The organism is Fischerella thermalis PCC 7521 (assembly GCF_000317225.1).
GTDB lineage: Bacteria > Cyanobacteriota > Cyanobacteriia > Cyanobacteriales > Nostocaceae > Fischerella > Fischerella thermalis.
The window spans coordinates 22,141-47,961 of sequence record NZ_AJLL01000069.1 but is presented as its reverse complement, the minus strand read 5'-3'; the positions used below and the strand labels follow the sequence as shown (position 1 = coordinate 47,961).

Here is a 25,821-nt window from a genome sequence, read left to right as displayed (position 1 = left end):
AATTGGTAATTGGTAATTGGTAATTGGTAATTGGTAATTGGTAATTGGTAATTGGTAATTGGTAATTGGTAATTGGTAATTGGTAATTGGTAATTGGTAATTGGTAATTGGTAATTGGTAATTGGTAATTGGTTTTTTCCATTACCTACAGTCCTTCACAAATATGATAAGTGTTTCACCGGACATGATATTAACCTCTTTCCTGTCTTACTCTGCGTTCTGTTGGGGTTTAGAATGAAAATTTTATATTGAACCGCTAAAACGCCAAGGATTCGTAGAGTGTGCGTAAGTCCTAAAACTCTACTATGCAATACTTCCCCGTTTTCTTGCTTCTTTATAAGATGTTCCCACGTTTCTCAAACCAGCTTTGATCATTTGTCGTTCTAAAAGAGCAAAGAAACGCGCTTTATCCCCACCACGTACTACTGCTTGATTGTGTGCTTCAGCTATGGCTACGGGGTAGCCATATCCTTTTTGCACTTGTGCCAACATCAATCCTAGTGATTCCTCAAATAAAGATGTATTTTCTGCTACCCACGCAGGTATTTCTATCCGGGCAATTTCGGCTCCTACGTGGACATAACAAAAGTAAATCTGTAAGTCTTCGTATAAGTCTAGGATACGGGCATTACTACGCCACAGGGGACCACGTTGTCCTGGTTGAAGTTGCGTTGTCCAAAGTGTTGTATCTCGTAGCGGTTCAAACACCTTACAGGGAACTTTTTCCAGTTGATTGGGGCAAAAACTCATACAATCAGGCACAGGATGGGGACAAGCCAAAAGACGCAAGAAGTTCATTGCTTCGATGTTACGAGATGCGCTGAGATAACCCATCAGGGGAATTTGAGCATCCCGCATTTGTCGCCAAGCTTGCAGGATTGGGGGTAAAATGCGATCGCGTGCATCAAAGGGTAATTGTTCTAAAAACCAGTATATTAACGAACCATCGACCATTGCGAGGGTGGGGATTTTGGGAGTGGGGGGAGTGTGGGGAGTGTGGGAAGTAATGTAGAGACGCGATTCATCGCGTCTGGAAGTGTGGGGAGGAGATGTTTCTGTATTTTTTGAGACAACACTACAGGCTAATTCTGCTAAGACTGTGGCTTCGCTGGCGGTACGACAATAACTCATCCATTCTTCGGTTTTAATTCCCCACTGACGGGAAATGTATAAGTCTTCTGGACGATAAAATATCTCCGGTAAACTATCTAGAAGCGGGTGTTTATTTTGACCGTAGTGCAAAACGACTCTGCCAATATTGAGTAGATAGCAGTAGGCTATTTCATGATGGTTAGGCGCTATTTGGGAACCATCAGTGGCGATCACAGTATGAACTTTGGGGGGAACAGGGATTTCAATACAAGTGTTGAGTGGTTCAACAGGAGTCGCACTAGCAAACAGAATGCGATCGCGCCATTTTTCCTGCTTCTGTATAAATTCTTCTTGGCGATCGCAAGCGTTAAGAAAATGTTGTTGAGCTAATTCTAAACGTTGGCGACTAGCAGCAGCTTCTTGTGTAAGATGCTGACTCAAACCTTGCATTTGTCGTGTTAGTTTGGTCAGGTCAAGCATAGGAGAATTTTGGGATTTTAAATTACATGATAGGTGGGGAGGTGGGGAGTGTGGGGAGTATGGAAATAACCACTAACAACCAACAACCAACAACCAACAACCAACAAAAAAATTAACTTCCTAACATCTGTAGGTTGTGTAGGGTAGCGTAAAGTCCCCCTAGTTGCAATAACTGTTCATGATTTCCCTGTTCTATTAATTCTCCACGCTTGAGTACAAAAATCCGGTCTACGTTGCGAATTGTAGATAGACGGTGAGCAATAATAATTGCAGTCCTTCCGATCAATAGCTTGTTTAAAGCTTCTTGAATTAATGCTTCTGTTCCTACATCTAGGCTAGCTGTAGCTTCATCTAATACTAGAATTTGGGGGTTGCGAATTGCTGCACGAGCAAAGGCTAATAGTTGCTTTTGACCGCTAGAAAGATTTGTACCCCTCTCCCGCAGTTGGGTATTATATCCTTGAGGAAGTTGTTCAATAAATTGGGCAATGTTAGTTTTCTCTGCTGCTTGTTGCACTTCCTCAAAAGAGTAGCCATCTGCTAAGGTAATATTGCTTTTCACATCGCCAGCAAATAAAAAACCTTCTTGCAAAATTACCGCCATGTAGCGCCTGAGTTCGGCTTGGGGTAATTCTCGGATATCTATACCATCAACTAAAATGCGTCCTTGGCTGGGTTCATAGAGACGACACAAAAGACGGATGATAGTAGTTTTACCCGCACCGGTGGGACCGACTAATGCTACTTTCTCTCCGGGATGAATCGTGAAATCTAAATCTTTAATGACGTAATCATCTTCTTTATATCCAAACCAAACGTGTTCAAATTTGATTTCTCCTAATTGTGGTTTGGAATGTTCAGCTTCAGATTCAAGATGTTCCACTATTTCATCAATATAGCCAAATTGAACATCAAAAACTGATACCCTGGGGTTGGCGCGATCGCGTATTTCGATGGGTTCATCTAAAACATCAGAAACACGTTCGATGGCGGTGAAACCTGATTGAATCACCGTAAACTTTTCCGCAAATTGCTGTAATGGCTGGAATAGCCTTTCAGCATACAATACAAATGAAGACAAGGTTCCAAAAGTCAAGTTATTTTGCAAAAGTAAATAACCACCAATCCACAAAACAGCTGCGATCGCCACCAAGGAAACCCATTCTAATGTTGCAGATACCGCTGTATCATGAAAAATCGTTTTATCTACCTCTTTGACATAACGTGTATTGGTTTTGCGAAACAACTCAGCATTAAATTTTTCCCGGCGGAAGAGTTGCACAACATTAATACCAACAATATTTTCTTGCAGTTGGGAATTTAATATTGAAAGTTCTTCTCTGGCTTTGTAATTAGCTTTACGGTATTGCTGTTGAAAATAAATTATTAAAGCCGATACAGGGATAAGCATCACCAGCAACAGCAAAGCAAGCTGCCACTGGATCGAAAACATAAAACCGACTATCATCAGCATAGAGAATAAATCAGAGACAATGCCAATGGCGCCAGTGGCAAAGACATCTCCTAACACTTCCACATCGCTGGTAAGTCTAGTAATTATTTTACCTACAGGTGTGCGGTCAAAAAAGCGCACTGCCAAAGATGTAACGTGATGAAATAAATCTTGGCGAATGTCAGCAGTGATTTGTTGTCCTACCTTCTGTACCAAATAACCCTGAAAGCCTGTGAATATAAGGCGGATAATCACCGTTATTACTAACAACACTTCCAGAAATTGTAAGGCTTGCCAGAACGGTATATTACGTAGAAATTCGTAGGTACTCGGTTCTTTACGAATCAGGGAAATAACCTGTCCAATCAACAATGGTTGGACAGCATTAGATACAGCTACTGGTACAAGTAATATTATTGATAACGTCAGCGATCGCACATGACGACGAGCATAGGGTAGCAATCGCAAAAATAACCGCCAGTCATTTTCACGCCGACGGTATCCTGAGTGAGATTTTTTTCGAGGGATAGAGATACTCATAATAGGAAAATTATATTAATTTTTACAATACTATAAGCAAATTTTTTTAATATAGTGTTTGCATTCCTACTCGTCACCATGCCAGAGATTGAAACCGCGCGATTACGACTCAGACCCTACACCCTTGATGATGTGGATGAAACAGCAGTAATTTTGAGTAATCCAGAAGCAATGAAATACTCACCCAGAGAGCCTATTCCCCAAGACCAAGTCAAAGAAGCAACACAACAGATTTTAGAATTTTTTATTCAGCATTGGAAACAGCACAGTTTTGGTGTTTGGGCTGTAGTAGACAAAGCTACAAATAAATTATTCGGTCATTGCGGTTTAAATTTCTTACCAAATAGTCCAGAAGTAGAAGTTCTTTATCGTTTGGATCAAGCTTATTGGAATCAAGGTATCGCCACAGAAGCGACAAAAGCCAGTTTGAGGTATGGTTTTGAGGAAGTCAACTTAGATAAAATTGTTGCCATCACCTTACCAGAGCATAATGCTTCCCGTCGTGTGATGGAAAAAGCAGGGTTAAAGTATGAAAAAGATGCTCATTTCTATAATTTAGATGTAGTGTATTATGCTTTGACACGAGCAGCTTGGCAACCGGACGAATCTAGTTATACTCTGTTATTGTAATGAATTTACTACATACTGACCGTCTGCACCTACGACCATGCCAACTTGAGGATCTTGACATTCTACACAATTTATGGTGTGATGCGGATATACGGCGATTTCTCTTCGATGATCGCCAAATCTCCCGTGAAGAAGCCCAATCTTTCATTGAAGCTAGTATTGCCAGTTTCCGCAATCACAGTTACGGAATTTGGTTGTTGTTTGCTCAGCAAAACAACCAGATAGCAGGGTTTGCAGGTTTACTCCAGTTTACCGAAACAGCACCAAGTTTAATTTTTGGTGTCCGACCCCAGTTTTGGGGACGTGGTTATGCAACCGAAGCAACTTTAGCTGTGCTTGATTATGCATTTGCAGACCTGGGTATTAAATATATAGTTGCAGACGTCGATGAGCCAAACGATCGCTCAATTCGGGTGTTGGAAAAAATAGGCATGTCTTGGACAAAAAGAGCGATAGTGAACGAAAAACCCTTACTTTACTACGAGATTTATGCTGCTGATAGAGGTAATGGAGAATGAGCGATCGCACGTAATCTTGTGTTATACCAAGTTGCATTCATAGATATTACCTCACCCCTATCCCCTCTCCTTACCAAGGAGAGGGGATAGGGGTGAGGTTTTTAAACACAACTTGGTATTAGTCACCAACGCAAAATACATCTGTGTCCATCGGTGTGCATCAGTGTGCATCGGTGGTCGATTTTTCATCCCCTTATTGTAGGCGAAAATACCTGAGAGGAGGCATAACACAGTATTATCACCAGTAAATCTTCAGCCAGTAGTGGCGTGGCACAGCTAAATTTGTGCATTAATAAACCGCACTAGGCACAGAGAACACAGAGATAGAACAGAGAATTATCGCAGTATTTATGGATACTTATTACCAGTCAAGTAGGTGGTTGTGAGCCAGATATTTCCGCAGTTGCTCCCATGACGTTTTAGCATCAGCCCTTTGGTGGTGGGTAAAAATCCTCAAAAAATTTCCCGAATTTTAGTATTTTTACCTTTGTGTCTTAGTGGCTTGGTGGTTCAAAAGTTAATTTTTTACCACAAAGACACTAAGACACCAAGAAATTTTAGCATCTACCCTATCACTCTATATATGTATGCATACATCACACTCGCCATCAACCAACGTTCGTAGAATTGCCAGCAAATTTCGCATACTAGGTTGGATTGGTTTCTGGCTACAGTTAGTGTTGGGAAGTATCCCCCTATATACACCCTTACCTGGTGCGGCGATCACAACTTCAAATTTACCAATTACTCCCCTGCAAATTATCTCTATGCAAGCAGTTAGCTGTGCGATCGCTGCGGAATTGGTGGGAGTAATTGTTGCTCTGTGGCTATTGTATAGGCTCATACCACAGCCTGGTGAATAAACAGCACTTCAAAACATAAATGCATTCCGGTAAATAATCTATCTGTGTACATCGGTGTTTATCGCCTTGCACTGTGTGCGATTTCCAAAAGATAAATTTTATCGTGGTTTTAAAAACAAACTTCTGCACTATGCCTACTCGCAATTACGTATTTTACGCTTTGACAAATAGTATTTGTTCCAAGTGTCTCAGCAAAGTCGAAGCAAAAATCATTTTTCAAGATGATCGCGTTTACTTAATTAAACATTGTCCCACCCACGGACGAGAAGAAGTTTTAATTGCTGATGATGTTGGATATTACAAAAAATCCCTGGAATTTATCAAACCAGGAGATATGCCACTCAAGTTTAATACACCAATTAAATATGGTTGTCCTTATGATTGTGGGCTCTGCCCAGATCATGAACAGCATAGTTGTTTAACTTTAATAGAAGTTACAGATAGATGCAATCTTTCTTGCCCAATTTGTTATGCTGATTCCGGTGCGGAAGAATTTTCACAAGTTTCTCATCAATCCAGACGACACCGCAGTTTAGCAGAAATTGCAAGCATGATTGATGCGGTAGTGACGAATGAGGGAGAACCGCAAATTGTGCAGTTGAGTGGTGGTGAACCAACAATCCACCCAGAGTTTTTTGAAATTATGGATCTTGCCAAAAGCAAGCCAATTAAACATTTAATGATTAATACTAATGGCGTGCGAATTGCGAAAGATAAAACTTTTTGCAGTCGCCTGAGTCAATATATGCCTGGTATAGAAGTATATCTGCAATTTGATAGCTTGGAGGCAGAAGCGCTAAAAGATTTGCGGGGTGTAGATTTGCGTAGCGTTAGGAAAATGGCGATCGCTCACCTCAATGAGTATAATATCTCTACAACTTTAGTTGTTACCCTCAAAAAAGGGCTGAATGACCACGAAATCGGCAAAATAATTGAGTATGCTTTGCAACAGCCTTGCGTACGCGGCGTGACGTTTCAACCAATCCAAGCTGCTGGACGTTTGCAAGGCTTTGATCCCAAGCGAGACAGGTACACTCTTACTGAAGTACGCAGGTCAATATTACAACAAAGTCCTTATTTTAAACCAGAAGATATTCTACCTGTTCCTTGCCATCCCGATTGTTTGGCAATGGCTTATGCACTCAAATTAAATGGTAAAGTTATACCTCTAACTGGGTTAATTAATCCTGAAAAGTTTGTGGAAATTATGCCCAACAGTGTACTTTATGAACAAAACCCAGAACTCAAACGCCACATTTTTGAGTTATTTTCCACCAGTCATTCACCTACTTCTGCCGCCACATCATTAAAGCAGCTTTTGTGTTGTTTGCCAATGCTTCCCGTTCCCGAAGGAATTACCTACGCCAATATTTTTCGGGTGATGATTGTCCAGTTTCTTGATCCCTATAACTTTGATGTGCGTTCAGTGAAGCGATCGTGTATTCATATTGTCCACCCAGATGGCAGAATCATTCCCTTTGATACTTTTAATATATTTTATCGCCAAGGTAGTACAGGGTATGATTTGATTAATAATCAAAGACTTAATTTTGCCAATTAAGGAAGCTACATGTCGAGAAGGAATGAATTTTATTATGTGATCGGCGGAATTTTTCTCGTCCTGGGAATGCATATCATCGCAACTTTGATTTTGGGCATTCTTGCTTATATAGAATTAATAATTGCTTCTCAATATAGCATCAGATTTTTTCAGACAATTTTTTTAGTCTATTTTTTTGGAATTGGTATAACGCAAGTTGTATATATCATTCCTGTGCTTTTGCGACTGAAAAGGCAAGAAAAATTTGCCTTGATGAAGGGGGTTATTATTGGTGCGATTTTCACTGCTTTACTCAATGGTGGCTGTTGGATTTGGGTTATAAATTTAACATCTTAATAATCAATGGTTGGGAAATAGGTAAACCGCACTGTTATTACCTATTTCCCATGACTAAGATATCCAATCAAACATGATATTATTCGTCAATTTGACCAACGCGACGGATATTAAGAATATCACTCATTTTCTTAATTTGAGTAAACAACTGTTCTAATTGAGGTCGATCGCGAATTTCAATCCCCAAATCAATCAATGCTGGTTGACCAAACGATGTTTTGACATTTGCATGACGGACGTTGATTCCTTGGTCACTGAGTCGTGACAAAATATCTTTTAATACTCCTACTCGGTCTAGTGCTTCAATTTGCAAATTCACCGCGTAAGTTACGGGACGACCACTGTGTTCTACTGCTTGGTTCCAACTTACAGGTACAAGGCGATCGCATTCTACTTTTTCCAGATTATGACACCCTTGGCGATGAATCGAAATTCCTTTGCCCCGTGTTACTACACCGATAATTGCTTCGCCGGGAATAGGGGTACAACACCCAGCTAAGTGATACAATAACCCTTCTACGCCGACGATAGGCGAATCACTAGCACGGGAAGTTATGGGCGTCGCCTCTCGTAACAACGCCGCCTTAGCTGTGGTAGGTAGGTGTGTGGTATTATCTGGCTCGTTAGTAGCAGGCTGCTGTGCTTTGACGATTTCTCGCCAACGGTTCAGCACCAAGTTGAGTGTAACTTCCCCATAACCCAAACCAGCGAGTAAATCCTCTGTAGAGTGGTAATTACATCTTTCTGCTACCGCCTGCATTGCTTCTGATTTCAGCACATTATCAAAACCTGTTTTCCCAAGTTCTTTTTCTAATAATTCGCGTCCACGAGCAATATTTTCTTCCCGGCGCGATCGCTTGTACCATTGTTTAATCCGGTTTTTTGCTGCACTAGTCCGAACAAAGTTCAACCAATCCAGACTAGGATGACCATTTTTTTGAGTAATAATCTCAACGATATCGCCGTTTTGTAAGCGTGTTGAAAGTGGCACCATCCTACCATTTACCCGCACTCCCGTACAGCGATTCCCTACTTCTGTGTGAATGCGATAAGCAAAATCTACTGTCGTAGAACCGGGTTTTAAAGCAACTAAATCCCCTTTGGGAGTAAAGACATAAATGTCTTCTTCAAAAAGATTATCTTTGATGCTTTCTAAATATTCTTGGGCATCTTTTAAATCACTTTGCCATTCTAATAACTGCCGCAACCAAGTAAATTTTTCATCTGATGCAGTTAAGCCAGTGTGAGAACCACCAGTTTCTTTATACTTCCAATGAGCAGCAATACCATATTCTGCCACATGGTGCATTTCCATTGTCCGAATTTGCACTTCTAAAGGTCGTCCCCAAGGACCTATTACCCCGGTATGTAATGATTGGTAACGGTTGGGCTTGGGCAATCCAATATAATCTTTAAATCTACCGGGAATCGGGCGGAAGACATCATGAACGACCGCTAAAGCGCGATAACATTCCTCGTTCGTTTGTACAATAATTCGCAGTGCTGCTAAATCATAAATTTCATGAAATTCTTTATTTTGCCGTTGCATCTTTTGATAGATGCTATAAAGATGCTTGGGACGTCCACTGATATCAAGACAGCGAATTCCTGCTTCTGCAAGTCGAGTTCTTAATGTCTCTGAGATTTTTTTCAATCTCTCTTCTCGATCTGTACGTTTTTCCGAAACAAGCTGCTGAATTTGTCGAAAAGCTTCTGGTTCCAAATATTTAAATGCTAAGTCTTCCAATTCCCATTTAAAACGCCAAATCCCCAAGCGATTTGCTAGGGGAGCAAAAATTTCTCGTGTTTCTGTGGCGGTACGACGGCGTTTCTCTTCTGGCATATATTCTAATGTCCGCATGTTGTGTAAGCGATCTGCCAACTTCACTACAATCACGCGAATATCTTGCGCCATTGCTAAAAACATCCGCCGAAAATTTTCGGCTTGACTTTCAGTTTTGCTTTTGAAATTGATTTTAGATAGCTTGGTGACGCCTTCAACTAAGCATCTAACTTCTGACCCAAAACGCTGTTCTATTTCTTCTATTGTAACATCTGTATCTTCTACTACATCATGAAGAAATCCAGCTGCTATCATAGCTGCACTACCACCTAAATCACGTAGCATTCCAGCTACAGCAATCGGATGACAGATGTATGGTTCTCCTGATTTGCGGTACTGACCTTGATGCAGCTGATAAGCAAACTCAAAGGCTCGACAAATCAAACTTGTATCATAATATTTCCGATCTTCTTCCGTTGCAGCACCGTCTACAGGCGGTGTACGCAAACAACTTTCTAGCCATTCTGGAAGAGTTATATCAATAGGGTGGTTGACAATTGTGCTGCTCATCATAAAATATAGCGGGGCTGGAGATGATTCGGTGGTTAGACGGAGGAGTGAACACACTTGACTTTGAATGTCGTCGAAAAACTATTTGCTGCTGACACGGCGGAGGAAAAAGCGATCGCAGGATAATTGCTTAAACAAGAAGCTTGGGCAAATTATCCTGTATTGGGTGTCAAGCATAATAGTCATCAGAATCTAATGATGGCAAATCAGACTCCAAATTTAATATTTTGGAGTCCTAAACCTTAACAAAAGGTTAGAGAAGAGTATTGTATAAGAAAAATTACTTGACATTAATAGTATCTCAATTAGCACTGAATGTCTGTCAATCAAGAGAGATATCACACCTTCGTAATACTATTAGAGCAACTCCGCTCGCAAGCAGCAACTCACCAAACAGATGCCCAGCAACTGCGACAGCATCTTTTGTCTTTACAAGAATTTTTTCGGCAGCAGATTTTACCTTTAGCAGAGGAAAAAATACGGGAACTATCCTACAAGACAGAGATGAGTAAGCAACTGCGACTGTTGGAAATTGACGTGATGTTTCTTCAAGGTGCGCGACAAGCTGCAACTGCTGTTGATCGACTCAAAACAATTAGCGATCGCCTGACAATTATCATCGAATACTGTCAAACTATTCTGCAATCAGAAGCACCAGAAAAGTGATGTGGTCAATTGTCAATTGTCAATTGTCAAAGTTAGTGGTTGGTGGTTGTTGTAGAGACGTGCCATGGCACGTCTCTACATTGGTTAGTGGTTGCTGGCTGCTGGTTGGGTGTTAAGTATTCCTCTTGTCCTCCTTCTCCCTCTTCCCTTGTACCTGATCCCCGATCCCCGATCTCCTCTACACCAGCTAAAACATCGCGTTGATTAATCAGGTAAATACTAATTAAAGTCAAACCAACTCCTATCCACTGTAACGGGCTGAGGACTTCTTGCAGCAATAAATTGCCGAATAATAAGGCAAATACAGGCGTGAGAAAAGTCAGAGAACTGAGACTAGTCAGATTACCGCTAGAAGCAAAATAGAAAAACAAGGCATAGGAAATTGCGCTGCCAAATACCGTAGCATACCCCAAAGCTGCCCAGTCAGATGGTACGAGATTCTGCCATTGTTGAGATTCGACAACCGATGAAATCCCCCACAGGGGTAAACCACCTATAACCATATGCCATCCTGTAGCAGTGACGGGATCAGCATGACGGCTGACAAAGCGGATCATCACCGTTCCCACAGCCATACTCAATGCTGCCAATAGCATTAACCATTCGCCACTAGTAAACAGAGAATTTAGGAACGGGAGAGTGGGAGAAAGCAAAATTTCAGGAGTGTTGTGAGACAAAAGACCTAAAATCAACTCATCCGGTAAGCCAATTAAACTGATCCCCGTGACACCCAACAAAAGTCCTAACCATCCCCACAAACCAATTCTTTCTTGAAACAACCAAGAAGACATCAAAGCCACCGCCAAAGGTTGGGAGTCAATCATCACTGATCCCAAGCCAGCACCAGTTCTCACTAATCCCTCAGCCAAAAAGCCTTGAAATAATGCCCCATCTACCAAAGCAAATAAAGCAATCCACAGCCAAGCAGTCCAACCCTTAGGCTGGGGTCTACCCATAAAAGCACCTGCAATTAAAATCAGTACCCCTGCTGGGATTATCCGCACCCCGGCCATAAACAATGGTGTGGTGTGGGAAATTACTCCTTTCATCGCCACCATCGCTGTGCCCCAAAGAAAAAAGGGTGCGATTGGAATTAGGGGAGTTAAGGAAAGCCGAGATGCACTGAATTTCAGCTGCATGAGATTGCTGACGCCTTTGTTTTACAACTGCATAAATTGCTTTACCTAATTTTACCGAATTATGTCTTTTTGTGAAGGAAAGAATACTTACTGACCGAAGAAAGGCAGAAGGTTATAGACAATAATTCTTTCCTTTGCCAAAAGGGTCACTGGATCAAACCTGCTTGAGTGCGATCGCGGACTCAGGCTTGGGCGTTGGGACTATTTGGGACTATTAGGAATAGTCACGGTTGCTCTTTCTATATATTTATTTTTTGTGATGGCTATATATTTATTCTTTCCCGTCCAGAATAAACATTGAACTTTTGTTCGCACAAAAATCCGATTAAAGTGATGCCAAACTCCTTAGCTACAGAAACTGCTAAACTACTAGGAGCAGAAACAGCACAAATAATTGGAATTCCAGCAACTATACACTTTTGTAAAATCTCAAAGCTAGAGCGTCCACTGACCATCACAATGTGATTATGCAAAGGTAAGCGATCGCTTAATAAAGCTGAACCAATGAGTTTATCCAAGGCATTGTGACGTCCTACATCCTCTGTTACTGTTAACAACTGCCCTTGAGCATCAAATAAAGCAGCAGCGTGCAGACCTCCTCGCGATCGCATTTTGCCATTTTCCACCACCCAAACTCTAGCTTGAGTTTTACTGCCTTTAGGTTCGCTCATGAGAATTTTTAATTGTTAGTTGCTAATGGCTCACATTGAGAAAAAAGTGTTTTTCTATTCCTATTAATGATTAGCTATTGGCCTTAAGTATGAGAGCGAATGACTTGCTCTAGCACTTTTCGTAATTTATCATTCCTGGAATGGCAATGCTTAACCTCTAATCTTTAAACCCTATTTTTAAGATTGGCACATAAACAGGTAAAATCCGTCACTATTAGCTAAAGACTAATAGGAGAAAAAGGTGAAAACAGCAACCATTTTTAGAAAAATCATTACATCAGTTGGTTTTTTAGTGTTATTTACTCCACAAATCACTCATGCTCAATTAGTACCACAACCTTGGGTATCAGTTGGTAGCAAAGATGGTGATGTAACTTACTCTGTGGGTGCAAGGGCTTTGAATTGGGGTGCTGAATTGGGAATTGGCCCCGACAGTGCTACAGGGGTAGATGTATTAAAATTTATCAGTTTACCAGTGGTTTCACCATATGTAGGCTTAGGATACTATTCAGAAGATAAAGGACTTGCAGTTTCAGGCGGGGTTCAGGTGGGCGCTGGTGATAATCTATTCTTGGGTGCAGGTTACAACTCTGTGCGCGGCATCAACGGCCAATTGGGAGCAAGATTTTAGATAATTTTAGAGTTTTAATTTAATAATTTTTTGTTAACCTAAGACCTTGATTGTTCAGGGTCTTATCAAGATATATTATCCGTCGGGGTCGGTAATTGGTGATTGGTGATCATTGGTTATTTTTTCACTATGCTCAATGCCCAAGCTTTATATTCTAAGCAATTAATCGGACATCATATCAGTTCAAGTTATTAAGGAAATTGAGGTATCCACTGTATTTATTTGTGACCGTAGAAATAAATGTTGGACTATAATCACTCCATCATCTAAGTTACTTAACATTTTTTTGGTTTAAATGGGTGTAGTATAACGATTATATGGAAGTGATGAAGTTCAGTCTGTTTCCATAGTTATGCTGCGGATTAAAGGCTTCCCTTGCTATTTTTAATTCCGGTGTTGAGGAGGAAAGCAAATCACACAATCCGCATTTTGATTTTTATGAGATTTTGTGGGTTTTTGACGGAATTATCGCTAAATTTTTATGGTAATCAACACTCAGCTTTGTGATAGCAGAGTCTACGATAAATTATTGCTCATTTGCTCATTTTCCTGCAAATTTGGATGTAAAAAAGTAGTAAAATCGCCATATTATGGTAATTTGCCGGATGGCAGTCATACCTGATTGAATGAGGCTATAGCGTTGATGATACTGAAAGCTTTTAAGTTTATTTAGCAGGCATCTTGTGTATGGAGCAAGGCTTAAAGTTACTACTTCAATTAGTGCTAGAATTTGCGCCTGTAATTGCAACTTTAGTACAAAAAAGTAATGATGCACGTCCTGATGAAACTAAGAACGATTATCCCGCCCAAATTCAAGAAATTATCCAAACTGTCAGCAGTGCTAGTGAGAAACTTAGCTATTTGGGAAGATATGATGAACAACAAAAGCCAGAGGAACAGCAGCTAGCAGTTTACTACCATCAGACGCAGTTACAAATTGCAACTCAAGAACAGGAAACAGCACTAAAGATTCCAGAGGTTAATAAACTATTTGATAGTTGGCCTTTGCGGTTGTATCCTTCGCAGATTTTAGAGTCTAATACTAATTATGAACGCCGACCTCTAAAAATTTTCCTAGCACCTCCAAAAGTGGGGTTTGATCAGTTTGATTTGCGACAAGAGGAATTCGCTGCTGACATCGAGTTAATGTTGGCGGAAGGATTACGAGATTTTCTCAGTGAATATTATTCCTTACAAGATCCAATTAGACCAACAGAGTTTTTAGCAGGAGCATGGGATAGTAAGCGTTTTCACAGCGAATCTAGTATTAAGGCTCTGTTTGGAATGTTGAAAACAGAGCCAATTTTGATTTTAGAGTCGGAAGCAGATGGAGATTACCTCAATTTTCGGATTGGTTATTGGGGGCTGGGGCAAGAGCGTTATTACTATAAAACTATTTCTCGGATATCTTACAGAGAAATTGTGGAACAGTCGGCAAAAAACCGCGCCTATGAGTGGAGAAGCATACGAGATGAATTAATAGCACTAGGAGAAAATGTAGAGGAAATTAATTACTTAGGTAAAGAAAATGCCAGTAATTTAGCAATTTTGGAGAAAGAAGAAAAATGGAGAGCGAAGGGAGTAGATGTTAGTAAATTATCCCTACGATATCAAATCAATCGTCAAGATTTGGAGCAACTTTGCCAAGTTTTAATTACCTGTCACTGTCTAGTTGCTGGTTGGATAGCTGATATTTATCATCTGGTTCATCACGATGTCCCACCTCTGCTACCAGATTTACTGCCGAGTTTGCTCAACAGTCCCATTGACTTGCAATCACTGCAAGCGATCGCCTCAGGATACAAACAAGTCTACCAAGCTTTAGAAGAAAAACATCGTTATTGGATTCCTGAATTAGCTCTGCAATTAGCCCAGAGTTTATCACATTTGAGCGATCGCTCTTTGGCGGACGAACAATTGCAATACTCTATTGACACATGGTTACAATTGCACGAAGTACCACAAGTGCAAACTCATAATCTATTTGCGGCGATGCGTAGCGCCGCAACAATAGCAGATACACCATATTTGCAAAAGCTTAGAGAATATTTTTCAGCAGTTGGCGATAGTCAGAGTATCAACAATGTAGAAGAAATTTTATATGCGATCGCCAACTCCAAACACACACACAAACTGGGAAATGCTTCTGTTAGTCACACCTTCAGCGGACATACAGGCAAAATTTCATCTGTCGCCATCACTCCAGACGGACAGATTTTAGTCAGTGGGAGTACAGACAAAACCATTAAAGTCTGGAATTTAAACACAGGTAAAGTGATTCGCACCCTTAAAGATGATTTGGGAGAAGTTTCATCGGTTGCTGTTAGTTCAGATGGGAATTTTCTTGCTGTTGGTAGTTGCGAACATCCTAGAAGTAATGTCAAAGTTTGGCATCTATCCACTGGAAAACTACTGCACAAACTTTTGGGACACCAAAAACCCGTGAATTTCGTAGTGATTAGTCCTGATGGAGAAATTCTGGCTAGCGGTAGTAACAAAATCAAGATTTGGAACCTACAAAAAGGCGATCGCATTTGTACTCTATGGCATTCCTCTGCTGTTCATGGTGCCGCCATCAGTCCTGATGGTAAAATCCTAGCCAGTGCCAGCAGCGATCAAAAAATTCGCTTATGGAACCCGCGCACAGGCGAACCACTACGCACTCTCAACGGACATGGAGGTGAAGTATACTCAGTTGCCATTAGTCCAGATGGACAACTTTTATTTAGCGGTAGTGCTGACAAAACCATCAAAATTTGGGAACTTGAAAGCGGGAAGATGCTGCATACCTTCACTGGTCATGCAGATGAAGTAAAATCAGTCGCTGTTAGTCCAGATGGACAACTTCTTTTTAGTGGTAGTGCTGATAAAACCATCAAAATTTGGTGTTTGTATACCAGAGAACTTCTACGCACTCTCAACGGACATACCGCAGCAGTAAATACTATTGCTGTTAGCCCTGATAGTCAGTTGATCGTCAGTGGCAGTTCAGATAAAACTATTAAAATTTGGCAGATAAGTTAATCAATGGTCAATTGTCAATTGTTAGTAGTTAGTGGTTAGTGGTTAGTGGTTAGTAGTTGATTGCTTACTACTCCTCACACTTCCTACTCTCTTCCTATTGCGTGAATTTTGAATTGTTTTCTCCCCACAACCCCTAATCCCCAGAGGGAATCCCGAATTCCCCACCTCTCCTCTCAAGCGGCTAGTATTATATTGCGGCAGTGTAGCCAAAACAGAGGAGTGAGTAATGAGTCGTCAGTTATTGGTAACTGGTGGTGCAGGATTTATTGGGTCAAATTTTGTGCATCACTGGTGTCAAAATTATCCTCATGACCGGGTAGTAGTTTTAGATGCCTTGACTTATGCGGGAAATATTGCCAACTTAGCAGGATTGGAGAAGCAAGAGAATTTTCGTTTTGTGCAAGGAAATATATGCGATCGCTCATTGGTTGACAAACTACTACAAACCGAGAATATTGATACTATTGCCCACTTTGCCGCAGAATCTCATGTTGATCGGTCGATTTTGGGGCCTGGTGCTTTTGTAGAAACTAATGTAGTGGGTACATACACTCTGTTAGAGGCTTTTCGTCAACATTGGCAAGCAAATTCTCAACCTACAAATTATCGATTTCTACACGTTTCTACTGATGAAGTTTACGGTAGTCTAAACCCCGATGATCCCCCTTTTAGTGAAACTACTCCCTATGCTCCCAATAGTCCCTATTCGGCATCAAAAGCAGGTAGCGATCACCTAGTTCGTGCTTATTACCATACTTATGGACTACCAACAATTATCACTAATTGCTCTAATAATTACGGCCCCTATCAGTTTCCCGAAAAACTCATTCCCCTGGTGTGTATTAATACATTGATGGGCAAGGAATTACCAGTATACGGTGACGGTAAAAATGTGCGAGATTGGCTGTATGTAGGCGATCATTGTAGTGCTTTAGATGTAGTAATTCATCGTGGTATACCAGGCGAAACTTACAATATCGGCGGTAACAATGAAGTAGAAAATATCAATTTAGTGCAAATGTTATGTCAACTCATGGATGAATTAGCACCGAATTTACCAGTACGTCCAGCAGCGAACTTAATTACTTTTGTTAAAGATAGACTCGGACACGATCGCAGATACACCATTGATGCCACCAAGATTAAAACTCAGTTAGGTTGGATACCTTCAGTGACTGTTACAGAAGGTTTGCGTCTAACAGTTGCATGGTATCTTACCCATGAGAACTGGTGGAAACCTCTGCTATCGGAAGAATATCAGGCATATTACAACAAGGTTTATGCGTAAGTCATAATCTGTCTTGAAAATAGGGATCGGGGAGCAGGGAGCGGGCGAAGAGCGGGGAAGAGGTTTTCATCACCTCATTGTGGGATAAATAGCCCGTGGGGGTCTAGCTTGAAAATGGGTGTTGGGGTGTAGGAGGAGTTAAATTTTCATTCCCTCGTTGCTATTGCAACTCTCACTGCAATTTTCTCAACATTTAACTCCTGCTTTAGGAAGATATTTTAGCAATAAAAAAACTAGCCCTATTTTGGTTCAGCAATTTGTCACAATGGATGGCTGCGATCGCATTTCTCACATCTTTTTTGTGATGAAGGCAGAGGACAGAGGAGGCGCGGGTTCGCCACCTGTGGGCGAACAAGGAGCGCCGTGGCAGAAGGGGTAAGAATTTTCATGCTCACAATGAGGGGATGAAAACCTCTTGATCAATCCCCACCAGGGGACCACCTTCCCCGATCCCTATTTTTAAGATAGATGTAGTTTGAGCGATCGCCTTAATTATTATCTATCTAAGCTTTACAAAACTATTGGCAAAATGTGAAAAGTCTGGTGATGAATGCATCCTTGTCCTGAACATATTTTGCTTGTCAGTTTTGTGTCTTCTGGATTCTTGAACTTTGGGAGTTGCCATTTGTAAAATTTTCTCCAACAACCAAGGAGCAAAACGTTGACACCAAACTGCTAAATGGCTTTGCCATCCAACTAAAATTTCTGATGAGTCTTTTTGTAATCCACATACAAATGCTTGAGCTACTTGTTCGGGAGTCATTGGTATCACCCAGCGAAATAACTCTAAGTCGCGTACCATATCGGTATCTGTCAGAGCTGGTAATAATGCTATGACTTTGATGTTGTATGGAGCAAGTTCGCGGCGTAAAGCTTGCGTAAACCCTAAAAGTGCAAATTTAGTAGCCGAGTAAGTCGCCATAGTCGGTGCAGCCACTTTCCCCATGAGGCTAGAGACATTCACTATTGTTCCTTCGCTGCGGCTTGCCATGCGTCGAGCCATCATATGAGTTAGGGTATAAGTCCCTAATAAATTGAGAGAAAGTTCCTCTTGAACTTGGGGTAGTTTAGATTGCAAGAAGGAGTTTTGGTAGGCTACACCTGCACAATTTACCAGCAAGTGAATCGGGCCATAACTACGCCAAAGTTGAGCAACAGCAACATGTACAAAGATTGGTTTAGTTAAATCTAATGCCAAAATTGTAGTTTGTGCGCCTATTGCCTCGATTTCTTTAGCTACCTCTGCCAACTTGTGGCGATCGCGTGCCACTAGGATCAAGCGTTTCATACCTTGTTGCGCTAGTTTTAGAGCTATGGCACGTCCAATACCACGGGAAGCCCCGGTAATCAGAGCTACCTTGCCTTGAATATTCATGGATTTTAACCTCCAAATTCTAGTCTTACCCCACCTTTGCTATACAATCACCATCACGACTTTTAGGAATCACGGTATCAGGTAAGACAAATGAACTATCGAATTTCACTCAAAATCCAAAGCCGAAAATTAACACTTTACGCGATCGGCAGAATGGATCTGGCCCATAGTTTACTCCTGTAATTTTTACTAGGATTACTAGTCTTGTTGCCAATACACACTTTAGCAATTACTTCAAGTAGTGGCAATATTTTTTAATAAGAATTTCTGAATAGTTGTTAACAACAAACAAAATATCCAGCAACTATATCAGGACTTAGGCATGGGTAACGAAAAAACAAACCACAGAGGACACAGAGAAATAAGAGTTTGAGAGGTTTTTTGCGTAAGTACAATAAACGAGGAAAAAGCCTAATATGAGCAATTTTTTGGTGATTAATATCTAAAAATGAATGTTTATACCACTTATAAGTAATTCTTAATACTTGTTGATTAGTATCATATTTTTCTAACAATCAACCCAAAATTACCATCTTCCAACACAAATGCTTCGCCCCGCTACGAATTTACGTAAAACAATGTAGAGATATGCCATGGCACGTCTCTACACATCATCAAATCTCACTAAAAATTCTTAACTGAACCGTATTGCCATGTAACTAAGATTCAACTAATCCCACAGGACAAGCAACATTTGTCCCTCCTAAACCGCAATAACCACCAGGGTTTTTGGCCAGGTATTGTTGATGGTAGTCTTCGGCGTAATAAAATTCCGGCGCATTAAGGATTTCTGTAGTGATCTTGCCGTAACCTGCTTTATTGAGAGCTTCTTGATATGTATCCCGCGAAGCTTCAGCTAGTTTTTTTTGTTCTTCAGAATATACGTAAATTCCGGAACGATACTGTGTACCAACATCATTACCCTGACGCATTCCTTGGGTGGGATCATGATTTTCCCAAAAGACTTTGAGTAAATCGGTGTAACTAATCACTTTGGGATCATACACAACTAACACTACTTCGTTGTGACCAGTCATACCGGTACAAACTTCTCTATAGGTGGGGTTAGGAGTGATGCCAGCAGCGTAACCAACAGCAGTAGTATAAACACCTGACAGTTCCCAGAACTTGCGTTCTGCACCCCAAAAACATCCCATACCAAAAATAGCCATTTCCGTCCCTTCTGGAAACGGAGGCTGGATTGGATTACCTAGCACATAATGACGGTTAGTAACTGGCATAGATTCTGCTCGTCCTGGCAAAGCTTCCTCAGGACTAGGCAGGGTTAATTTTTTACCAAATCCAAATAGCACCATTGACTTTTACTCTCACATATGAGAATTATTTTTACTTTACTTAACATTTTAACCACTAACCACTAACTTGTTTTTGCTGAATTTCTACAGATCCGGAGAAGAAATTATCAATATTATTCAGCACGGGTATCAATAGCATTAACATGACGGCAGAAAACATATCGCCGCCCCAACTGTCATGTAACCAATGGAACGCTCCTTCATTACCCGTACCATGAAAATAGGTTAATAAAGTATTACGAATGATATTACCGCTGATACTAATCAACATTGCGATCAATAAAAATGAAATGGTCTTGCGTCGAGATGATAATTTACCAGTCCAATAAAGTAGCATCAAGCCAACATAGAGAGTAGTAAATAACATTTTTAAACCTGCACAGTAGGGAGCTACTTCTACAATTCTTCCCCCCACATATATATTGATTTCATCGACGATGACTGTCATGCCAAACTGATTTAAGATAAAGCCTGCTGTGCCAGCAATGAAACTCTGCAAAGGAAAGGTGTAGGGTGCTATCAAATACGGAAGTAGTGTTGGTGTTGCCAGAAAAACTAACAGCAAGGAAAACTTTTGTAATTTTAAGCCAGGGATGCCTTTGAACCATAAGCACAATCCTGCAAGTATGGCGGGGAAGGAAAGATTAACCCATTCGCTGACCCCACTTAGATAAAAAATTCCTCCTATTAATAAGAGGACAGCACCAAAGGGATGTTGACGGTCTGGTAGTCTTTGCCAAATTTTCCGCTTTAGCCAAGCTGTATATGCAGCAAAAGGTAAACCAATAATACCGTGACTAAAATATTCGTGTTCTGTGCTGATATTTTTATGTAACCAACCATCGAGCCAATGCAGTAAAAGAGGGGCATAAAGCAGCCCTAAAATAGCTAGAATTACTAAGCTAAGAAACTTTGGTGAAATTATATTTTGAAATGAACGTTGATTAAGCATAGATTTTGGTCATTGGTCATTAGTCAATGGTCAATTGTTAATGGTTATTTGTTGTTTGTTTTCTTCCTTGTCTGGTTTGTCCCCCAAGTCGTCCCCCTTCCCTTGTCTCCCCATCTTCCCTTTAAGCAAACAAAAGGCTTTCAGTGGGAGAGTTAACTTTTAGAATACGAGCGATCGCATCTGTAACTTTCTGAATTTGGCTGTGGCTTAAACCTGGATACATGGGTAAGGACAAGATTTGGTTTGCTAGCATTTCTGCATGAGGAAAATCACCCTTTTGATAGCCCAAATCCGAAAATCCTGGTTGCAGATGGCAAGGAATTGGGTAATGAATTCCTGTTTGAATTCCCATAGCTGTAAGTTCTTCTTGAATGACAGAACGATTTACAGGGCAAGATTCACAAATTCTGATCACATACAGGTGGTATACATGCCCTTGAGCACTATGGTTTTGGATGGGGATAATACCTTGTGTTGCTAGGGGTGCTAATTCGGTATCATAATGTTGGGCAATGGTAAGGCGATCGCGATTCCAGTTTTGGAGATATGGTAATTTTTGGTGCAGCACCGCAGCTTGGATGGTATCTAAGCGACTGTTGGTTCCTATTTCTGTGTGAAAATACTTGCGGGATGCACCGTAGTTACGCAAACGTACCATTTTTTCAGCTACATCTTGATTTTGCGTTAAGAGTATTCCCCCATCTCCAAATGCTCCTAAATTTTTGCTGGGATAAAAACTAAAAGCCGCTGCTATACCTACTGAACCAGCACGATATCCTTCCCGTTCGGCTAAATGTGCTTGGGCGGCGTCTTCAAAAATTAGGATTTTGTAGGTATCAGCCAAGTCTAATAGCTGTTTCGGTGATACCATCTGACCATAAAGATGTACGGGAATAAGTGCTTTTGTTTTTGCTGTAATTGCTTTTGCTGCTGCTTCTAAATCAATTAAAGCTGTGTGGGGATCGCAATCTACTAAAATTGGTTTTGCTCCTGTACGCAACACTCCAATCAACGTTGCCACAAAAGTGTTAGCTGGTAAGATGACTTCATCTCCAGCATGGATATTACAAGCTTGTAAACCGAGAGCGATCGCATCAGTTCCAGATGCAACACCAATTCCGTATTTTGTACCAGAAGCCGTGGCAAAAGCTGCTTCAAAATCTGAAAGTGCTTTTCCTAAAACAAAATCTCCCTGTTCTAATACTACTTGGATTGCTTGTTGCAACTGATTTTGAATCGGCAGATGTTGTAAATTCAAGTCTACAAAAGGGATTGTTATTGGTATATCCATTTTTCAGTAATATGCAAAAAATTTGTTCAAAATAATTGGTGATTGGTAATTGGCATTTTTTTGTTATTCCCCATTACCCATTCCCATTAGTTTTATGTTACCCATGTAGAATTAGATACTAACGAACTTCAACATCAGAATCAGCAATGCTCAGTACATGGTTGCAAAATGCTGAAAAATGTTCTGTACTACTTAGAAACAAGTAGAACAACAACTTCAGTAACTTTAGAGGTTCAATTTGAGTGAAAAACTGGTTTTTAGTAGTGCTAAAGCACTAAAATCAGTCATTATATCTGATTTATAACTAGTGTTCTAGCCATGCACAAAATTTTTGACGAGTGAAAATTTTTACATCTACTTTGTTGATCAGACACAAAATTGGGGAATGCTGAATAATAGCGAATAACCCATAAACAGTGGTTATATAAATTACATTATCTAGAATTATCAAGGTGACAGTGGTAATGGTAGAGTCGGAAAATAAATTGTTGTCTTTAAAGGATGGTTGGGCATCTCCGGAAACGAGAGAACAACAACGTCTCAGGGCATTGTCAGAATTAGGGCTACGACAACCAGAAACGATTCCAGTTTTTGAAGAAGCTACTCAAACTGCTGCTCACTTTTTGGAAGCACCAATTTCCATTTTGGGATTTGTCGATCAAGAGCGCCATTGGTTCAAATCAGCAGTAGGCTTATCTAGATTAGGATTAATGAATCAGTTAGCGCAAAATCGCCAATTACTACGTCAAGAGTCTTTTTGCACCCAGGTCGTAGAAAATTCGCAAATTATAGTTATAAATGATACCAGAAATCTGGTAGATGCAGGCAATACAGTTGCCAGCAAATTAGTAGAGGATTATGGCATTCGTGCTTATTTGGGAGCGCCACTAATTGATGCTTGTGGAAATTGTTTGGGCGCATTGGCAGTAATGGATTTAGTGCCGCGTAATTTTACCAATCGAGATATTGAGTTTTTACAAATCATCGCTCGTTGGAGTATGAGTGAATTTGAACGTAACCGACTCCTGCAAGCAACTTCAGAAATAAAAACAGCGCGTAGCGTTTCTGACTGGTCACTCCCAGAGCCTAAAAAGAGTGAAAGCGAAATTAGAATCAGTCCAATTACTTTGCCAACAAGTTCGGTTCCTACTAGTCAACTAAAGTTAGAACTGTTGGAACAGTTAACCCAAGAGTTACGCACACCTTTAACATCTGTACTGGGTATGGCTAGTGTTTTGGGACGTGAAATTTATGGGCCTTTGACTACCAAGCAGAGAGAATACTTAGACATTATCCAACACAGTGGTAGATACCTGCTTTCTCTAGTAAATGAAATTTCTGAACTGGGAGCAATGGATGAAACTGAGACAGCTTTGAATCTATCGCCTGTAGATATTGAAATGCTGTGTCAACAAGCAATTAATACTCTTGCAGAGGCTGCTAATCGCCGCGAGCAAGATATTCGCCTATCTCTTGAACCTGGACGCAATCGCATTTGGCTTTTGGATAAAGACAAGGTGCGACAGATGCTCTATCACCTGATTTTCAGTGTGATTCAACTTTCTGCTACAGGTAGTGTTGTGCGAATTCATGTTTCTCACAAGGAAAATACGCTTAACATTACGGTGTGGGTTTCCCATCCTTGGTTGGGAGATGGAATCACCGAGGTTGATCCTTATTTTCGCTTGAGTGTAGTACCGTTGCTAGAACTAACAGACGAGAAAACCACTGATTTTAATACTCTTTTAGAAGATCAAGAAGACGCAAGCGGTCTACCATTAGGCTTGGACAAGTCCCAAACTGTGAAAGTTTCGACATCAAGTATCCTCAATACCACTAAGTGTTCTGGTTCTCTCTCGCGGGAAAGTTTGGGTTTACTGCTCAGTTGTCATTTAGCAGAACTGCACGGCGGATATATTTCAATTCAAGGATCACCAGAGGCAGGATTCCGCTATATCCTGAGTTTGCCACTAAATCAAGGAAAAGCAGAAGCTTTGAGCGATGTTTCCTCAACAACTCCTTCTTTTCCATAGGAAACCAATTCAAAATCCAAAATCTAAAATCGGATGTCTGTCTTCAATTAGCATGGACTATGGACTGGAAATTTTTCTATTTTTGAAAAATACCGAACTATCATTAAATCCAAGTTCTACGCTCTGTGCTAGTTGCTTACAGCATCTTATGAATCTAATCTGGCAAAAATTCACATTATCCTATTTCCCACTCAAGGAATATCTGGACTCCAGCTACCTGCATGGTTCTCTAGTAGGGGTGCTGCGCTCTTGGCGGCAAAGTAGTATTTTAATGCAGTGGGGAGATATCATAGCGGCTACTTTAGTCAGCTTGGTGTTAGTGTTAGCACCTTTTACCGCGGCGAATACAACCCTGCTTGGGGTTCTGTTAGCTGCTTGTGCAGGATTTTGGCTACTGTTAACTTTGTCTGATGAGGTAAGCTCTTCAAATAATTTATTTGCTACTCCAATTCACTTGCTGGTGTTGCTGTATTGGGGAGTCTGTGTAGTTGCTACGGCTTTATCACCAGAAAAAAAGGCAGCTTTAGAAGGATTGATAAATTTTACACTTTATTTAGTATTTTTTGCCCTCTGTGCCAGGATACTCAAATCGCCCCGGATTCGAGCTTTTTTACTGGTTTTATATTTACATGTGTCCTTAGTTGTCAGTATCTATGGTGTGCGACAGAAGTTTTTTGGTGCGGCACAATTGGCAACTTGGGTTGACCCTGAATCTCCGTTGTCTAAAAATACCAGGGTCTATAGTTATTTGGGTAATCCAAATTTACTGGCTGGATATTTGTTACCAGCTGTGATTTTGAGTTTTGTGGCGGTGTTTGCTTGGCGGGGATGGCTGCGTAAAGGTTTGGCTATCACTATGTTGGTTGTCAATCTTGCCTGTTTTCGTTTTGCTGACAGTCGTGGTGGCTTTATTGGTTTGGCGATCGCACTTGTTGCTATTGTGTTGCTATTACGGTATTGGTACGCTGATTACTTACCCCGGTTTTGGCGTATTTGGTTAGTACCCATACTGTTGGGGTGTTTTGTGGCTTTTTTTGCAATCATGTTTGGGGTTTCAGAAACTTTTCGCCTACGCATTACCAGTATTTTTGCAGGCCGTAATGATAGTAGTAATAACTTCCGCATAAATGTTTGGACTGCGGTGTTCAGAATGATCCAAGACTATCCGATTTTTGGTATCGGCCCTGGACACGATGTTTTTAATAATATTTATCCGCTCTACCAGCTACCTCGGTATAATGCTTTGAGCGCTTACTCGGTTCTGTTGGAAGTGACTGTGGAAACAGGAATTGTTGGTTTGGTTAGTTTTGTTTGGCTATTAGTCGTAATATTTAATACAGGTTGGTTACAACTGCAAAGATTCCGACAATTAAATAGCGTAGACGGTTTGTGGTTGATTGGAGCGATCGCTGCTTTAGTAGGTATGCTAGGTCATGGTTTTGTAGACACTGTATGGTATCGCCCAGTAGTCAATAGTATCTGGTGGCTATTGGTTGCTTTAGTTGCTAGCTACTGGACTCCTGTGGTGTCAGACCACAACCGACAAGGAAATTCACTTCATCCAGAACTTGGAATAAATTAAAGTTTGTAAAAAAAGCCTTGAGTAGAA

At 40.7% G+C, this 25,821-nt stretch carries 21 protein-coding genes and 1 pseudogene; 13 read left to right on the top strand and 9 right to left on the bottom strand.

Going from position 1 to position 25,821, the window contains the following annotated elements:
- Positions 1–303 precede the first annotated feature (303 nt).
- Together UYK_RS0115065 and UYK_RS0115055 are read right to left on the bottom strand one after the other, a co-directional pair.
- Positions 304–1,572, bottom strand: coding sequence for a DNA double-strand break repair nuclease NurA (locus tag UYK_RS0115065; RefSeq protein ID WP_016871688.1), 1,269 nt, complete (start codon positions 1,570–1,572; stop codon positions 304–306).
- A gap of 112 nt (positions 1,573–1,684) precedes the next feature.
- Positions 1,685–3,565 carry an ABC transporter ATP-binding protein gene (locus tag UYK_RS0115055; protein WP_016871686.1) on the bottom strand — a complete coding sequence of 627 codons (1,881 nt, stop codon included), beginning with the start codon at positions 3,563–3,565 and terminating at the stop codon, positions 1,685–1,687.
- Between the two features lie 78 nt (positions 3,566–3,643).
- Here UYK_RS0115055 and UYK_RS0115050 point away from each other — a divergent pair, with 78 nt between their 5' ends.
- From UYK_RS0115050 to UYK_RS0115030, 5 genes are all read left to right on the top strand, one after another.
- Positions 3,644–4,195, top strand: a complete 552-nt coding sequence (locus UYK_RS0115050) for a GNAT family N-acetyltransferase (protein WP_016871685.1) — start codon at positions 3,644–3,646, stop codon at positions 4,193–4,195.
- Positions 4,195–4,713: a GNAT family N-acetyltransferase gene (locus tag UYK_RS0115045; protein WP_016871684.1), complete on the top strand. Its 519-nt coding sequence runs from the start codon at positions 4,195–4,197 to the stop codon at positions 4,711–4,713. The genes UYK_RS0115050 and UYK_RS0115045 overlap by 1 nt, the downstream gene beginning before the upstream one ends.
- Before the next feature lie 587 nt (positions 4,714–5,300).
- Positions 5,301–5,576, top strand: coding sequence for a DUF3611 family protein (locus UYK_RS0115040; protein ID WP_009454622.1), 276 nt, complete (start codon positions 5,301–5,303; stop codon positions 5,574–5,576).
- Between the two features lie 130 nt (positions 5,577–5,706).
- The gene (locus tag UYK_RS0115035; protein ID WP_009454620.1) at positions 5,707–7,137 is read left to right on the top strand and encodes a radical SAM protein; all 1,431 of its coding nucleotides are present in this window, start codon (positions 5,707–5,709) and stop codon (positions 7,135–7,137) included.
- Between the two features lie 9 nt (positions 7,138–7,146).
- Complete coding sequence (locus tag UYK_RS0115030) at positions 7,147–7,473, top strand: hypothetical protein (RefSeq protein WP_009454618.1); 327 nt, start codon at positions 7,147–7,149, stop codon at positions 7,471–7,473.
- Between the two features lie 79 nt (positions 7,474–7,552).
- On the opposite strand, the gene UYK_RS0115025 is transcribed toward UYK_RS0115030, so the two are convergent.
- Positions 7,553–9,826, bottom strand: coding sequence for a RelA/SpoT family protein (locus tag UYK_RS0115025; protein ID WP_016871682.1), 2,274 nt, complete (start codon positions 9,824–9,826; stop codon positions 7,553–7,555).
- A 315-nt stretch (positions 9,827–10,141) separates the two neighbouring features.
- On the opposite strand from UYK_RS0115025, the gene patD reads away from it, so the two are divergent.
- Positions 10,142–10,492 (top strand): heterocyst frequency control protein PatD, encoded by a 351-nt coding sequence (gene patD / locus UYK_RS0115020; protein WP_009454613.1) that lies wholly within the window; start codon positions 10,142–10,144, stop codon positions 10,490–10,492.
- A 32-nt stretch (positions 10,493–10,524) separates the two neighbouring features.
- Here patD and UYK_RS0115015 read toward each other — a convergent pair whose 3' ends face one another.
- Positions 10,525–11,631, bottom strand: coding sequence for a DMT family transporter (locus tag UYK_RS0115015; RefSeq protein WP_009454611.1), 1,107 nt, complete (start codon positions 11,629–11,631; stop codon positions 10,525–10,527).
- A 205-nt stretch (positions 11,632–11,836) separates the two neighbouring features.
- Here UYK_RS0115015 and UYK_RS27790 point away from each other — a divergent pair, with 205 nt between their 5' ends.
- Complete coding sequence (locus UYK_RS27790) at positions 11,837–11,932, top strand: potassium-transporting ATPase subunit F (RefSeq protein ID WP_200860994.1); 96 nt, start codon at positions 11,837–11,839, stop codon at positions 11,930–11,932.
- Here UYK_RS27790 and UYK_RS0115010 read toward each other — a convergent pair.
- Positions 11,895–12,233, bottom strand: a pseudogene (locus UYK_RS0115010) (formate dehydrogenase accessory sulfurtransferase FdhD); the annotation flags it as partial. The gene UYK_RS27790 and the pseudogene UYK_RS0115010 overlap by 38 nt on opposite strands.
- Before the next feature lie 310 nt (positions 12,234–12,543).
- Between UYK_RS0115010 and UYK_RS0115005 the strand changes: the two are divergent.
- From UYK_RS0115005 to UYK_RS26200, 4 genes are all read left to right on the top strand, one after another.
- Positions 12,544–12,933 carry a hypothetical protein gene (locus UYK_RS0115005; protein WP_009454607.1) on the top strand — a complete coding sequence of 130 codons (390 nt, stop codon included), beginning with the start codon at positions 12,544–12,546 and terminating at the stop codon, positions 12,931–12,933.
- Between the two features lie 687 nt (positions 12,934–13,620).
- Positions 13,621–15,957: a WD40 repeat domain-containing protein gene (locus tag UYK_RS0115000; RefSeq protein ID WP_009454605.1), complete on the top strand. Its 2,337-nt coding sequence runs from the start codon at positions 13,621–13,623 to the stop codon at positions 15,955–15,957.
- Between the two features lie 226 nt (positions 15,958–16,183).
- Positions 16,184–17,245 carry a dTDP-glucose 4,6-dehydratase gene (gene rfbB / locus UYK_RS0114995; protein WP_016871681.1) on the top strand — a complete coding sequence of 354 codons (1,062 nt, stop codon included), beginning with the start codon at positions 16,184–16,186 and terminating at the stop codon, positions 17,243–17,245.
- Positions 17,246–17,402: 157 nt separating this feature from the next.
- Positions 17,403–17,624, top strand: coding sequence for a hypothetical protein (locus UYK_RS26200; RefSeq protein WP_016871680.1), 222 nt, complete (start codon positions 17,403–17,405; stop codon positions 17,622–17,624).
- Between the two features lie 120 nt (positions 17,625–17,744).
- Here UYK_RS26200 and UYK_RS0114985 read toward each other — a convergent pair whose 3' ends face one another.
- From UYK_RS0114985 to UYK_RS0114970, 4 genes are all read right to left on the bottom strand, one after another.
- Positions 17,745–18,620, bottom strand: coding sequence for an SDR family NAD(P)-dependent oxidoreductase (locus tag UYK_RS0114985; protein WP_009454600.1), 876 nt, complete (start codon positions 18,618–18,620; stop codon positions 17,745–17,747).
- A gap of 659 nt (positions 18,621–19,279) precedes the next feature.
- On the bottom strand, positions 19,280–19,936 hold the full coding sequence (msrA, locus tag UYK_RS0114980; protein WP_016871679.1) for a peptide-methionine (S)-S-oxide reductase MsrA: 657 nt from the start codon (positions 19,934–19,936) through the stop codon (positions 19,280–19,282).
- 55 nt (positions 19,937–19,991) lie between these two features.
- Positions 19,992–20,888, bottom strand: a complete 897-nt coding sequence (gene crtB, locus UYK_RS0114975) for a cyanoexosortase B (protein WP_016871678.1) — start codon at positions 20,886–20,888, stop codon at positions 19,992–19,994.
- A 121-nt stretch (positions 20,889–21,009) separates the two neighbouring features.
- Positions 21,010–22,179 (bottom strand): DegT/DnrJ/EryC1/StrS family aminotransferase, encoded by a 1,170-nt coding sequence (locus UYK_RS0114970; protein ID WP_016871676.1) that lies wholly within the window; start codon positions 22,177–22,179, stop codon positions 21,010–21,012.
- 464 nt (positions 22,180–22,643) lie between these two features.
- Here UYK_RS0114970 and UYK_RS0114965 point away from each other — a divergent pair, with 464 nt between their 5' ends.
- Positions 22,644–24,212, top strand: coding sequence for a GAF domain-containing sensor histidine kinase (locus UYK_RS0114965; protein ID WP_009454592.1), 1,569 nt, complete (start codon positions 22,644–22,646; stop codon positions 24,210–24,212).
- 148 nt (positions 24,213–24,360) lie between these two features.
- Positions 24,361–25,794, top strand: coding sequence for an IctB family putative bicarbonate transporter (locus UYK_RS0114960; protein WP_039990672.1), 1,434 nt, complete (start codon positions 24,361–24,363; stop codon positions 25,792–25,794).
- Positions 25,795–25,821: the final 27 nt, after the last annotated feature.

Coding starts and splice junctions, on each gene's coding strand:
- UYK_RS0114965 (WP_009454592.1), top strand. CDS start 22,644: ATGGTAGAGTCGGAAAATAAATTGTTGTCTTTAAAGGATGGTTGGGCA.
- UYK_RS0115000 (WP_009454605.1), top strand. CDS start 13,621: ATGGAGCAAGGCTTAAAGTTACTACTTCAATTAGTGCTAGAATTTGCG.
- UYK_RS0114960 (WP_039990672.1), top strand. CDS start 24,361: ATGAATCTAATCTGGCAAAAATTCACATTATCCTATTTCCCACTCAAG.
- UYK_RS0115035 (WP_009454620.1), top strand. CDS start 5,707: ATGCCTACTCGCAATTACGTATTTTACGCTTTGACAAATAGTATTTGT.
- UYK_RS0114985 (WP_009454600.1), bottom strand. CDS start 18,620: ATGAATATTCAAGGCAAGGTAGCTCTGATTACCGGGGCTTCCCGTGGT.
- UYK_RS0115045 (WP_016871684.1), top strand. CDS start 4,195: ATGAATTTACTACATACTGACCGTCTGCACCTACGACCATGCCAACTT.
- UYK_RS0114970 (WP_016871676.1), bottom strand. CDS start 22,179: ATGGATATACCAATAACAATCCCTTTTGTAGACTTGAATTTACAACAT.
- UYK_RS0115050 (WP_016871685.1), top strand. CDS start 3,644: ATGCCAGAGATTGAAACCGCGCGATTACGACTCAGACCCTACACCCTT.
- crtB (WP_016871678.1), bottom strand. CDS start 20,888: ATGCTTAATCAACGTTCATTTCAAAATATAATTTCACCAAAGTTTCTT.
- UYK_RS0115015 (WP_009454611.1), bottom strand. CDS start 11,631: ATGCAGCTGAAATTCAGTGCATCTCGGCTTTCCTTAACTCCCCTAATT.
- UYK_RS0115040 (WP_009454622.1), top strand. CDS start 5,301: ATGCATACATCACACTCGCCATCAACCAACGTTCGTAGAATTGCCAGC.
- UYK_RS0115030 (WP_009454618.1), top strand. CDS start 7,147: ATGTCGAGAAGGAATGAATTTTATTATGTGATCGGCGGAATTTTTCTC.
- rfbB (WP_016871681.1), top strand. CDS start 16,184: ATGAGTCGTCAGTTATTGGTAACTGGTGGTGCAGGATTTATTGGGTCA.
- patD (WP_009454613.1), top strand. CDS start 10,142: ATGTCTGTCAATCAAGAGAGATATCACACCTTCGTAATACTATTAGAG.
- msrA (WP_016871679.1), bottom strand. CDS start 19,936: ATGGTGCTATTTGGATTTGGTAAAAAATTAACCCTGCCTAGTCCTGAG.
- UYK_RS0115025 (WP_016871682.1), bottom strand. CDS start 9,826: ATGAGCAGCACAATTGTCAACCACCCTATTGATATAACTCTTCCAGAA.
- UYK_RS0115055 (WP_016871686.1), bottom strand. CDS start 3,565: ATGAGTATCTCTATCCCTCGAAAAAAATCTCACTCAGGATACCGTCGG.
- UYK_RS0115065 (WP_016871688.1), bottom strand. CDS start 1,572: ATGCTTGACCTGACCAAACTAACACGACAAATGCAAGGTTTGAGTCAG.